The following is a 12,975-nucleotide window of genomic DNA, read 5'->3' as shown; positions in this document are numbered from 1 at the left end:
GTGGGGTCGTCCGCAGCAAGGATGCTGCGGCCCAGGCTCCACGGATGGATCTACGCCGCCCCCAAAGGGGCGCCTCAGGTGGCCAGTGCGGACTCATGCCACTGAACTGACTCGAACTCCGAAATTTGAGTTAGTAAGTCACCGGATCACCCCGGTGACATACCCCGCAACCGCTCAGAGCGGCGCCTTAGCACCTCCACCGTCGTCAGCAGCAGTATCGAGAAGGCCACCAGAATGGAGGCCACGGCGAGAATGGTTGGGCTGATCTGCTCACGGATGCCCGACCACATTTCACGCGGTATGGTTCTCTGCTCAACCCCGGCCAAAAACAGCACAATGACAATTTCATCGAACGAGGTGATAAAGGCAAACAAGCCCCCCGAAATCACGCCCGGAAGAATCAGCGGCATCTGTATCTTGAAAAACGTACGCCCTGCCCCGGCACCCAGGCTCGCAGAGGCGCGAGTGAGAGAGTGATCAAACCCTACCAGGGTTGCAGTGACAGTGATTACCACGAAGGGCGTGCCCAGTGCTGCGTGCGCAAGAATGACACCGGGAAGCGTATTGGCAAGGCCGACGCTCGAATAGAAAAAGAACATACCCGCGGCGGAAATGATCAGCGGCACGATCATTGGCGAGATCAGCAACCCCATGACCAGGCCTTTAAAAGGCATCTCAGAACGGGACAGGCCCAAGGCCGCCAGCGTACCCAGAAACGTCGCAATCAGGGTAGAGGCGATGCCGATAATCAGAGAGTTTTGGATCGAGGTCATCCAGGACTCCGACGAGAACAAATCCTGATACCAGCGCAGTGAAAAACCGTCCGGATTAAACGTCAGCATTTCCCGGGTATAGGTAAAGTAAGGCTCAACGTTAAAACTCAGGGGCACCATAATCAGTATGGGTGCAATCAGGAAAAAGAAAATAAGCCCGCACAACACCCGAAACGCGTAATACCAGATTCTTTCCAGTGGGCCTGCATACGTTGGTACTGCCATGATAAACGCTCCTTCAACCCAGCTTCAGGGAATCTGCACCGACCAGGCGGTTATAGACCCAATAGAGAATTAACACACTGATCAGCAATACCGACCCCAGTGCTGCCGCCAGACCCCAGTTCAGAGACGTCTGCATATGATGCGCAATCAGATTGGAGATCATCTGACCAGACTGACCACCCACCAGTGCGGGTGTAATGTAGTAACCAATGGAAATAATAAAGACCAGCACGGCTCCGGCCCCGATACCCGGCAGCGTCTGCGGTACGTAGACTCTCCAGAACGCCGTCCAGGGTGTGGCACCCAGGCTCTTCGCAGCGCGAACGTATGAAGGCGGAATGGTTTTCATCACGCTGTAAAGTGGCAGCACCATAAAGGGCAGCAAAATGTGGGTCATCGCGATAATGGTGCCGGTCATGTTGTAGATCATGCCCAAACGGCCATCGTCGCCAATGAAGCCCAGAGCAATCAGCAATTCATTGATAACCCCTTGCTGCTGCAACAACACGATCCAGGACGTGGTGCGTACCAGCAAGGACGTCCAGAATGGCAACAGGACAAAAATCATCAGCAGGTTGGCATGCCGCATCGGCAAACTGGCCATCAGAAATGAGATTGGGAAACCCAGCAGCAGAGTGATCAGCGTAATGCCCAGACTCATGGCGAAGGTTCGAATGAATAAATCGATGTAAATACGGCGGTTTTCATCTTGCAGCACCACCTCACCGTCTTCGTTGTAGGTGCCATCAAACGCTGCAATGTAATAGGAGGCCGTTAGCGGATTGCCTTCCCGCTTAATAATTCGATAAAACGCCGGATCGTTCCAGAGCCGGTGTGCATCGAGAAAGTCCTCTTTGTAGGGCGGCTCAAAATCCTCCACCGACCGGGAAGTTCTCATCAGTGCACCACGTGCCGCACTGATTTCATAATTCAGTCGAACGGCCAGTTGCCCGACTGTCCGGTTCGCACTGGCAATGGCCAGCTCTTCTGCCAGCGCCTCGAACACAGGCTCATCTGGCAAGCCTTCTCCGTCCCAGTCTTCCAGTGCTTCCAGAGTCTTGGGCAAGGTAGTAACAACCTGAGGGTTATCCACACTGCGCCACATCATCTGCCCGATGGGGAAAATGAAGGAGATCAGCAAATAGGTCAGAAGCGGCGCGACCAGCAAAAAAGCGATGAAGGTGCGCTTGCGCTCAGCCCGTTTAAGGCTGGCTTTCAACGGCGTACCGTCAACGGTCACCATCTGTCCATTGACCATATGGCCGGCGTCGGATCCGCTATGGGTACCGTCTGACTGGGTCATACTCACTCCTGTTCACCCTGGTTCTGATTCTAACTGCACCGCTATCGTTGTTGTTAAAACGGCTGTACAGATATCGCTTGCTCGAGTTGCTCTGAAGCAGGTTTCTTAACGACGGGCGTTAAACAAGACACCTCTACTACGAAAAAGCCTGGTTCAGAATGACTCTTGCCTGTTGTTAGCAGGCTGTTGAAATTCGTAGAATTTCGGCCGCCAGCTACCGGAACATGAATGTTCCGCCAAAATCGATGACTGTTAAGTCATTGATTTTGAGAGAGAAGCGGAAATCGCAATTTTCGCTTCTCGTGTTTTGAAAAAGGCAGGCCGCCTTTTTCAACAACCTGTTAAAAGGTAGAAATGGCGAGCCGAACAACACACTGCGTTATCCGGCTCGCTGGTCAGTCACTGTGGTTTAACCACGCAACATCCAGTTGGAGAACCGCTCACGCAATTCGTCGCCGTAATCGGTCCAGAAATCGTTATCCAGCACAATGGGCGTCTCGTAGTTTTGCGGGTTGGTCGGCATATGCGGACGCATATCGATACCCAGATCAGCATGCTCACTTACCAGTGGCGCTGAAGAGGCACGGGCCGGGCCGTAGGAGATGTATTTGGCCTGGTCTGCCAGACGCTGTGTATCAGTCGCCCAGTAAACGTACTCAAGCACTTCTTCCTGGTTCGGGCCATAAGGAATTACCCAGCCATCCCACTCGACGATCTGACCATCCCAGATGATTTCGAACGGCTGGCCTTCAACTTGCGCTGCGTTGAAGATACGCCCGTTATAACCAGTGGAGAAAGCGACTTCCTGGTCTGCCAGCAACTGCGGAGACTGTGCACCTTCGGTCCAGAACACCAGGTTGTCTTTAATGGTGTCCAGCTTGTCAAAGGCACGATTTACACCTTCGGGAGTTGCCAGTACATCATAGATGTCGTCCGGCGCTACACCATCGGCAAACAGAGCCCATTCGAGGTTACCGGCAGGTCTGTCCTGAATGGCACGACGGCCCGGGAAGTCCTCAGTATTGAAGAAATCATCGATGCTTCCCGGTTGGTTATTTGCTGGAAACATTTCAGTGTTGTAGGTAACAACGGTGGAATAAACGATCTGTGGAATGAAACACTCACCCAGGCTTCCCGGTAGGAAGTCTTCACTGGCCGGCGTACCATCGGGTGCAGGTGCGAGCATTTCATCGGCATCGATCGGCATGATGATGCCTTCGTCACAGGCAAGCTGTGCATCTGAAGGCAGCATGTCAACCAGATCCCAGGTTACGTTTCCGGCCATGCTCTGTGAGCGCAAGCCTGCCAGGGCGTTGGCTGAGCCATCATCGTTGATAATCGTGATGTGGTCTTTAACGGCGGTGTAGGGGTCGTGGTAGGCGCGAACCTGACTTTCCGTGTATGCACCACCCCAGGAGACAATGGTCAGGTCAACGGGGTCTTCTGCGTGTACCGCTGTCACAGCCAACAGGCTGATCGCGCTGCTGACTCCAAGCATTCTAAGCATCGGCTGTTTCATGGGTAACTCCTCTTTGGATATAAACCAGGCAACACTGCCTGGCCGCTTTTTGCCACCAAACCTACTGGACAGATGCCGGAAACTGAAGCATCCGACCCAGAGTTCAGCGAATCATTCACCTCACACTCAGGTTGCATCGAGTGCGCGGCAATCATGCTCCGACCAGCCAATGCGAACAGACTGCCCTACTCGCATGGAATGATGATCGGAAGAATTGGGTACTTTCATAATAAAATCGTCGCGGCCACAGACACTGACTCTGGAGCGAATATGATCACCCAGATAAATCAGCTCTTTGACGGTGGCGTCAAACATATTCGCGTACTGGGTGTCACCCTTGACCACTAACGCGCGCTCCGGACGCAACGACAGGGTCGTTTTATCACCGACCTCGTTAACACAGACCTTAAGGGCTTTCACCATTGAGCCATCGTCAAGACGCACCTGAGCGAAGTCACCCTCAATGCTTTCGACCTCGCCCTGCATCCGATTATTCTCACCAATAAACTGCGCGACAAAGGCGTTCTCTGGTCGTTCATAGAGGTCGGCCGGGGACGCCAGTTGCTGAATGCGGCCATCGTCAAAGACGGCAATGCGGTCAGACATGGTCAGCGCTTCCGTCTGATCGTGAGTTACATAAACGACGGTAATTCCCAGCTTCTCATGCAGGTGTTTGATCTCATATTGCATGTGCTCACGCAGATTTTTATCAAGCGCGCCGAGCGGTTCATCCATCAGCACCAGTTCGGGTTCGAACACCAGCGCTCGCGCCAATGCCACCCGCTGTTGCTGGCCACCAGACAGCTGTGCCGGGCGGCGACCTGCAAAGGCTTCCATCTGCACCATCGACAAGGCGTTCATCACTTTCGCTTCGCGCTCACTCTTGTCCATGCCGCGAACTTCGAGCGGGAACGACAGGTTTTCGCCAATGGTCATGTGCGGGAACAAGGCATAGTTCTGAAAAACCATGCCAATGCCGCGCTTGTGAGGGGGAATGTTATTGATTGCCTGGCCGTCGAGAAGAATGTCACCGTAGGTCGCTGTTTCAAAACCCGCCAGCATCATCAGGCAGGTCGTCTTGCCGGAACCGGAGGGGCCCAGCATGGTCAGAAACTCGCCTTTGCTGATGGCAAGGTTCAGGTCCTTGACAACCAGCTCCTCCCCGTCATAACTCTTTTGAACACGATCAAAGGCTACGAATACTTCACCGGGATTTTCGTTCTCCAACGTGGCATCTCCTGTATTGTTTTGACTGCTTTAACATGCGCCTGCCCAGCAGGTTCTGTCGATGAAATCCCTGATGACACTCTGAGTGAAAAGCCCCCCGTAGGGTGTCAGTCAACACAGGTTCACGAAACCGGACAACCCGACCAATCAATCGTGCTCTAAGCGTATGCAAATACTTTGCCGACTGTCTAGATTTGTCGATTTTTTTCAACCGCAGGCTTTTTGACCAGTTTTTTGTTATTACAACGCTGAATGGGACAGGTTGCAGTCAGATGCGGTCAAATAAAGTGCAGGCTTATGGTGCATGATGTTCAACTTTGGGGCAATGCCCAAATACCCCTCATCAACGCAACCCTGACCAGCACAACGACTGACCAGCATTCCCTTATTACAGTAAACATTGTTTTCTGTATTTTGCAAGAACGTCACGGCTTTCGGCATGACGAAAAGCGACAGAAAAGCGATGTCCCGCGACCGTCTCAGTGATAGGCTTGCTCGCCCTGAACGCCCTTGCTGTCGGGCACCTGAAGAGTGCAGCAAGATTTTACCGGCTGAGCCACCCGCGGCGGACACAAAAAAAGGCACTGTCCGAAGACAGCACCTTTTTCGCAATGTCGCTATATAGCGACTCGCCTTATACCACCCGGCTCATCAGAGCAGGCAGTGTTGAGCGTTGATATTCACCGGAATCAAAGAACGACGATGTTCTCTGCCTGAGGACCTTTTTGACCCTGGGTAATGGTGAATTCCACTTTCTGGCCTTCAACCAGAGTCTTGAAGCCAGAACCAGAGATGGCGCTGAAATGAGCGAAAACGTCAGGGCCGCTTTCCTGCTCGATGAAGCCAAAACCCTTGGTTTCGTTGAACCACTTAACAGTGCCGGTAGTCGTAGACATAAGTATAACCTATCAATTTACAAGTAATGTGTCGTTCCCGAACGGCAGCCGGTATTCATGCCAGCCGCCCCAGGAGAACCTTTTTGCTTTTCAGTATTGCTAGTACTTATGGATAACCGACGAGTTCAACTGACAACTGAGCTTACAGCGTTCACATCGAGCTAACATTCATAAATAGTAAGACGAACTTTCAAGCTGTAATCATGTTAACCGACTGCTAAATGTTGTCAATAAATAATGGGATGAGCCCGCTATGGCGGGGTTCTAAAGGAATTTAAAGGTTTGACTAACACCTTGAATCCTATGTGATTATTGCCTCAAAACACCCCACAAAACATTTTTCATTCCACCCAATTTCTCGGGTTGTCGACCCGGATGAAACGCAATTCTTGTCGGAAAATCACGAACCTTCCACCCCATTTGCCAAGAACAGCCCAACCGGCTAGCGTGACAGATCAACCCAATAGAGCCACACCCCGATGACCCGGAAAAAAAATTCTCAGGCCGAACACCGCGTCGATTATCTGATCGTCGGCGGCGGCTCGGCAGGCTGCGTTCTGGCGGCTCGTCTGTCGGAGGATCCGGAATGCCGTGTTTTGTTGGTAGAAGCTGGCGGAAGTGGTCGCAGCCCTCTGATTCAGCTACCGCTGGGCACTGCTGCAACCGTACCGGGGTATGCTCACAACTGGAACTTCTCGACGACACCTCAACCAAACCTGCAGCATCGCCAGACCTTTCAGCCCAGGGGGCGGGCCCTGGGCGGCAGCAGCGCCATCAATGCGATGATTTATACCCGCGGGCACCCTCGGGACTACGATAACTGGGCAAGCCAGGGGCTGACTGACTTCGGTTGGGAAAAGATGTTGCCGTGGTTCATTCACAACGAAGGCAACCAGCGCGGTGCCAGTGAAGCCCACGGTCAGGACGGACCGCTGGGCGTGGATGATATTCGCTATCACAACCCCGTCGTCGATGCCTTCCATCAGGCAGCAGCTGGCGCGGGGTACCGTCTGACGTCCGATTTCAATCAGGGCGATCATGAAGGAATTGGCCGCTACCAGGTCACTCAGCGAGGGGGTCTGCGCTGCAGTGCTGCCCGCGCTTACCTGTTTCCCGCCCTGTCACGACCCAACCTGAGTGTGCTCACCAACAGCCATGTATTCCGGCTTTCCCTGAGCAATGGCCGGGCTGGCGGTGCCTGGGTGCAAACCGGTAATGGTCCACTGCGGCTAATCAATGCCCGCCGCGAGGTTATTCTCAGTGCTGGCGCTTTCCAGTCCCCTCAACTGCTGATGCTCTCTGGAATCGGCCCTGGTGATCACTTGCAGGCTCTGGGAATTGAAACCCAGGTCCACTCACCCGGGGTTGGCCAAAACCTGCAAGACCACCTCGATTACATCAGCGCCTGGCGCAGCCCATCGCCCCACCTGATCGGGTACGGGCTGACCGGCGTCGCCCGGGTTGCCGCCTCTCTGCCCAACTTTTTGTGTCGCCGCCGTGGAATCTTCACCAGTAACGGTGCGGAATCTGGTGGTTTTGTGAAGACCAGCCCTAACCTGACCCAACCCGACATTCAATTGCATTTTCTCGTTGCTCTGGCCGATGATCATAATCGCAAGCTGCATTATGGTCAGGGGTTTAGCCTGCATGCCTGCGCCCTGCAACCGCACTCCCGGGGGGAGGTCCGTCTGGCTGACCCGCACCCGCTGACTCCGCCACTGATCAACCCGTGCTATCTAAGTGATGAGCGGGATATGGCGACTCTGCTTGCGGGTGTAAAGCTCAGTCGGCAGATCGCTCTGCGTCCGGAATTATCGGCATTGCGAGGCAAGCCAATGTACATTGAAGATAATGCGTCTGATGCGGCACTGATCGAGTCCATCAAAGCGCGGGCCGATACCATCTACCACCCTGTGGGCACTTGCCGCATGGGCGTGGATGACAGTGCGGTGGTTGATGCCCGATTTCGGGTGAAGGGGGTTGCGGGGTTAAGGGTGGTAGACGCCAGCGTCATGCCAACGCTGATCAGCGGTAATACCAATGCACCCACTCAGGTGTTGGCCGAACGGGCTGCCGACTGGATTCGCCACGGGGAGTAACGCAAACCTATGGGTGCTCCGGCCGTGTGAATACGCTTAGCCTTCTTTCCAGACCCAGCGCACCGGCTCGCCAAAATCGTCGTAAATCCAGACTTTTTTGGGCCCACGGTTCTTCACCTTCCGGCTTTCCTTTTGCTTGCGCGAGTCGATGGCGGCCAACACTTCCGGGACTGGCGTGCGTTCTTTGGGCGGCTCGTGGTTCTGACCCGACTGGAACGGATTGGACCAGGGTTTGTTACGGTCGAGCCCGGTTTCACCACGCTCAATCGGTTCTATCTTGCCGCCTTCGCGCAAGAACGCATCAACCTGAGACTCCAGATCTTTGCGAATGTCTTTTTTATCAACTGGACGCTTCACGACTGGCCTCGGCTGACTGGACCCGCTAACCCGGAGTTTAGCAAATTTTACACCTGCTTCCGAACCGGCGCTAACCTCAGTCAGATGCCGGCGTTTGAACCCTCCGGAGGACCTCATTCGCCTTTCAACTGTTTCAGAAGGCTGGCGGGTATTTCATGGATGATCAGGCGTTCATTGTCCGCATCAAATTGCACATCTTTCCCCAAATTAATATTGCTGAAACTGATGGAGACATCCTTGCTGCGACCCGAGTAACGTATGTATTTCTTCAGGCTTTTCCGGTCCGGGATAAAGCTTTCCTTGAGGCTCGGCTGCTCCTGTTCAATAAACTGAGAAAAGGAAGCATCTGCATCGGCTTGCAGTTCTTCCGACAACACCCGATAGGAAACCGGCTCGCCCATCTTGTCCTGTTCAATACAGAACTCGGCCGCCTTCTTGCGATAGTTTTGCCCCTTATCAGCCGGTAACTGCACCGAAAACGCATCAACCACGGCCATAAAGGCCTCGGTATCCGCGCTGGTATCGATCGTAGCCACGAAATCCACAAAATTCAGCAACGCATCCTGCAACGCCTTGTCGCCAAACCCAAAACTGACCGTCAGATATTGGCCGGGCGCCTCCTGTTCCCACTCTGTCACATTCAGGCAGGCGCCAAAACCCAGGCGACCATAGTCGATCAGGCGGCTATCGCTCAGGTTCAGGTCGTGAGTGACCGACAAGCCATGCTTGTGGCGCAGTTGAAAAAACCAGACCTGACGGCCGGATTCCAGTTGTTCATCGGCAAACAGCCAGTACCCGTCTGATTCCACGCCTTCATTTTCCAGCGCCAGCGCCAGGCGCTCCATCAATTGCTGGCTCCAGGTTTTGAAGGTGATGCCATCGCGCAACCACTGACCGGTCAGTGCCTTGAAATGCCCTGCTTGCTCGGAGAAACCGCCATAGCGCTTGCTGGCTCGTCCGGCAAAACTGCTTTTGACTTCCGCGACCAGCGTCAGAGCGGCATCATCAACCGTCAGCGCTTCATCCTGAAGATGAAGGTCGGTTTTGGCGTCAAGGCGGGTCAGTTGGTGGACAATCAGATGGTTCAGTGACAATGGTTTAACCCCGAATGCTGAAAATGACACAGCGGCACAGTATACGGGTTTATCACCCGATTGTCGGGGTTAGTGTTTGTACTGCTCCAAAACCGGTATCCTTTCGTACACCCTGATACATGCTGTTATTGGGCCTTCTCCATGAGCCAACCAAAAAATCGTCGTTTACACCAAAGCCGACTGGGCCGGTTCAGCCAATTGGGCCGTTTGGCCGGCGGTGTTGCCGGTGGCATGCTCAGTGAGGGGGTGAAACGCTGGTCGAACGGCGAAGGGTTCAGCACCCGGGAGCTGGCGTTGACGCCCGCTAATCTGGAACGGGTCTCCGACCGGCTGTCTCAAATGCGAGGCGCTGCGATGAAAGTCGGCCAACTGGTGTCCATGGATGCCGGGCATTTAATGCCTGCAGAACTGTCTGCCCTGCTGAACCGACTGCGATCGGACGCCGATGCACTGCCACTGTCGCAGCTCGAACCGGTGCTGGCCGACGCCTGGGGTAACGACTGGATCAACCAGTTCAGTCAGTTCACCTACCAGCCTATCGCCGCGGCATCCATCGGCCAGGTGCACAAAGCCGTATTACGAACGGGTGAAACGCTGGCCATCAAGGTGCAGTACCCCGGCGTCCGGCGCAGCATCGACAGCGACATCGACAACGTGGCCACCCTGCTGCGCTGGTCCCGCCTTTTACCTGATTCACTGGATCTGGCTCCCTTGCTGACCGATGCCAAAGCCCAGCTTCATGCGGAAACGGACTATCAACTGGAGGCTCGCTCGATGCAACGGTTCAGCGACCGGCTGACAGGCCGCACCGAATGGGCCGTGCCGGACGTACATACCGACTTGAGTGGCCCGACGGTGCTGGCCATGAGCTACGCGCAAGGTGAGCCACTGGAGCGGTTGGAACAGACTGACCACGCCACCCGTGAACGCTGGGTGAGCCGCCTGTTCGAGCTTTTCTTCGAGGAACTGTTCCAGTTTGGCAGCGTTCAAACCGACCCCAACTACGCCAACTATTTATACGATGACGCACGCCAGGTTATTACCCTGCTCGACTTTGGCGCCGTACGTGACTACGAGCCAGAGATGATCGACGGCTACCAGGCGCTTTTTATGGCGGCCATGCATTCAGACCGCGCAGCGCTGTTCGAGGCTGCTCGTCGAATCGGCTACTTCAGTGAGAGTATTGATGACGCCCAGGCCGAAGCGGTACTGGATCTGTTCATCATCGCCACGGAACCGCTTCGCTCCACCCAATACGATTTTGGCAGCAGTGATATAGCAACCCGACTCCGCGAACAGGGCCTTGAGCTAAGCATGAAGCAGGGTTACTGGCACAGCCCTCCGGTCGCTTCGCTGTTCCTGCATAGAAAGCTCGCAGGGCTTTACCTGCTGGCACAGCGGCTTGGCGTCGCTCTGCCGGTCCGTGCGTTGCTTGAACGACGGTTGGGTGGGAACGAGCAGTCGCTAGACAAACGCCCGGCAGGCTGCCATTCTTAACCGGATTAATCGTAACATAGGGCGCTTGTTCGCCAGCCTCCTGTAAGCAGCAGTACCGGTTGTACCGCTGTTGGTTCTAACCCCGTGACCGGGGCGTATCCGGATGATACCCCCTTGCACAACGGACCCGGGCAGTACAGTCTCCGCAATGAATCAAAATGAAGAGTTCATTGAATACCACCGAGCTCTGATGTCACTCAGCCATGACTCGGCGTTCATCCAGAGTTCCCGTATTGAAAAGATGTCGGCTTTGCTGGATCTGTGCGGCCGTCTGCTGCGCGTAGAACGCGTCAGCGTGTGGAAACTGACCGACAGCGGCGACGCCATTAATCTGGAGTGCCTGAATACACTCAGCGACGGCATCTTTACCGACGCCACCACCCTGAGCCGCGAGCAAAACCCCTTGTATTTCGAGGCCATGCTAACCGCGGAAGTTATTGATGCCGGCCATGCACCGACCGACCCCCGAACCCGGCAATTCAACCATTCCTACCTGCAGCCGCTGGGCATTGAATCCATTCTGGATGCGCCCGTGTTCGATGGCAGCAATCTCAGCGGTGTTATTTGTCTGGAAGCGACCAGCCATCGTGCCTGGACACTGCCCGAAATTTCAATCGTTACGGTGGTGGCCGACACCATTAGCCTTATCAATTCCTATGAGGCCTGGCATGCCTCACAGCAAGCTCTCGATTTTATCAGCCACTACGATGAACTGACGGGCTTGCCAAATCTTCGCGCCTTTCGCAAGCACCTGGAGTATCTGTGCAAAACTGAAAAGACCACACCGTCAATGGCCGTATTCTGGATCGACATCGACCGAATCAAAAGCATCAATGACGGTATGGGCGAGACCATTGGCAACCATCTGATTCAGGAAACCGCCAGCCGGCTCCAATCGCTGCGCATCAGTGGCAAGGAAAAGGTTGCCCGCAGTGGTGGCGATGAATTTCTACTGTTGCTGCGCCACACAACAGAACCGGAAGCGTTACGTCAGGTGGCCGATCAGATTCAGGCGTTGTTGTCTCAACCCTTGTCGATGACGGAGGTCGACGTCGCGACTACCGTATCCATAGGCATCAGCCTCTACCCGGCCGACAGCAAAGACCCTCAGAGTCTGCTCAAACAAGCCGAAGCGGCCATGTATCAGGCCAAGGAATGCGGGCGTGGCCAGGCCCGGTTTTTCAATGCCGACCTGTCCATACAAGCACGCCAGCAATTCCAGGCCGAAGCCGAAATGCGCCACGCCATCGCCTCGCGCGAGCTGGTGGCCTATTACCAGCCAATCGTCGATGCCTTTAGCCAGAAGATCGTCAGTGTTGAAGCCCTGGTTCGCTGGCAACACCCGGAACGGGGACTGATCAGCCCCGATGGTTTTCTGAACCTCGTGCGCTCTGCCAACCTGATGAAAGATCTGGGCCAGGCCATGCTGGAAACCGTACTGGAAGACGTGTTGACACTGCGTGACCAGGGTGTATCGATTCCTGGCATCAGTTTGAATTTATCAGCCGAACAGTTATTGGACCCGGAGTTCGCCGGTTCCGTGCGCAACCAGTTGCAACGCGCCCAACTTCCCGCCTCGACACTGGATTTTGAAGTCACCGAAGACGCCATTGAGAGTGATACCAAATCCCTTCTCGACAATCTGACCACCCTGGTCGAAATGGGCGCCAGCCTGTCGATTGACGATTTCGGAACCGGCTATTCTTCGCTGTCTCGACTCAAACACCTGCCCTTTACCCACTTGAAAATTGATCGTTCCTTTGTTTCGGGCCTGCCCGACAAACAGGATGATAAAGCCATTACTCTGTCGATACTTGGTTTGGCACGGGGCATGGGTATGTCGGTGGTCGCTGAAGGCGTTGAGACAGTCACCCAGGCAGACTGGCTGCAGGCACAGGGCTGCGCCTATTTACAAGGCTACCTGCTGCATCGACCTATGCCGTTTGAACAATTGGCTGCGTTGTTGAAAGGCAACTAGCGCCCTG

10 protein-coding genes are annotated in these 12,975 nt (G+C 54.7%); 3 read left to right on the top strand and 7 right to left on the bottom strand.

Features of this window, described 5'->3' with window-relative positions:
• Window positions 1-146: 146 nt before the first annotated feature.
• The 5 genes from ABJT94_RS15995 to ABJT94_RS15975 all read right to left on the bottom strand — a co-directional run bounded on the left by ABJT94_RS15995 (window position 147) and on the right by ABJT94_RS15975 (window position 5,943).
• Window positions 147-998 (bottom strand): ABC transporter permease, encoded by an 852-nt coding sequence (locus ABJT94_RS15995; protein ID WP_348476443.1) that lies wholly within the window; start codon window positions 996-998, stop codon window positions 147-149.
• 13 nt (window positions 999-1,011) lie between these two features.
• Window positions 1,012-2,301: an ABC transporter permease gene (locus tag ABJT94_RS15990; protein WP_348476442.1), complete on the bottom strand. Its 1,290-nt coding sequence runs from the start codon at window positions 2,299-2,301 to the stop codon at window positions 1,012-1,014.
• A gap of 409 nt (window positions 2,302-2,710) precedes the next feature.
• Complete coding sequence (locus tag ABJT94_RS15985) at window positions 2,711-3,820, bottom strand: ABC transporter substrate-binding protein (RefSeq protein WP_348476441.1); 1,110 nt, start codon at window positions 3,818-3,820, stop codon at window positions 2,711-2,713.
• Window positions 3,821-3,946: 126 nt separating this feature from the next.
• Window positions 3,947-5,047: an ABC transporter ATP-binding protein gene (locus ABJT94_RS15980; RefSeq protein ID WP_348476440.1), complete on the bottom strand. Its 1,101-nt coding sequence runs from the start codon at window positions 5,045-5,047 to the stop codon at window positions 3,947-3,949.
• A gap of 689 nt (window positions 5,048-5,736) precedes the next feature.
• On the bottom strand, window positions 5,737-5,943 hold the full coding sequence (locus ABJT94_RS15975) for a cold-shock protein (RefSeq protein WP_348476439.1): 207 nt from the start codon (window positions 5,941-5,943) through the stop codon (window positions 5,737-5,739).
• 479 nt (window positions 5,944-6,422) lie between these two features.
• On the opposite strand from ABJT94_RS15975, the gene ABJT94_RS15970 reads away from it, so the two are divergent.
• Window positions 6,423-8,042, top strand: a complete 1,620-nt coding sequence (locus ABJT94_RS15970; RefSeq protein WP_348476437.1) for a GMC family oxidoreductase N-terminal domain-containing protein — start codon at window positions 6,423-6,425, stop codon at window positions 8,040-8,042.
• Between the two features lie 36 nt (window positions 8,043-8,078).
• On the opposite strand, the gene ABJT94_RS15965 is transcribed toward ABJT94_RS15970, so the two are convergent.
• Both ABJT94_RS15965 and ABJT94_RS15960 read right to left on the bottom strand, forming a co-directional pair.
• A complete protein-coding gene (locus ABJT94_RS15965) occupies window positions 8,079-8,399 on the bottom strand; it encodes a hypothetical protein (RefSeq protein WP_348476436.1) in 321 nt (106 codons plus the stop codon).
• A gap of 113 nt (window positions 8,400-8,512) precedes the next feature.
• Window positions 8,513-9,493 carry a nucleoid-associated protein gene (locus ABJT94_RS15960; protein WP_348476435.1) on the bottom strand — a complete coding sequence of 327 codons (981 nt, stop codon included), beginning with the start codon at window positions 9,491-9,493 and terminating at the stop codon, window positions 8,513-8,515.
• A gap of 141 nt (window positions 9,494-9,634) precedes the next feature.
• Between ABJT94_RS15960 and ABJT94_RS15955 the strand changes: the two genes are divergently transcribed.
• Window positions 9,635-10,990 (top strand): AarF/ABC1/UbiB kinase family protein, encoded by a 1,356-nt coding sequence (locus ABJT94_RS15955; protein WP_348476434.1) that lies wholly within the window; start codon window positions 9,635-9,637, stop codon window positions 10,988-10,990.
• A gap of 148 nt (window positions 10,991-11,138) precedes the next feature.
• Window positions 11,139-12,968 carry a sensor domain-containing phosphodiesterase gene (locus ABJT94_RS15950; protein WP_348476433.1) on the top strand — a complete coding sequence of 610 codons (1,830 nt, stop codon included), beginning with the start codon at window positions 11,139-11,141 and terminating at the stop codon, window positions 12,966-12,968.
• The last annotated feature ends 7 nt before the right edge of the window (window positions 12,969-12,975 follow it).

The sequence above is a fragment of the Saccharospirillum sp. genome, from assembly GCF_039982735.1.
Taxonomy (GTDB): domain Bacteria; phylum Pseudomonadota; class Gammaproteobacteria; order Pseudomonadales; family Natronospirillaceae; genus Saccharospirillum.
Note: the sequence above shows the minus strand (reverse complement) of the source record. Positions and strands in the feature narration are given on the sequence as shown.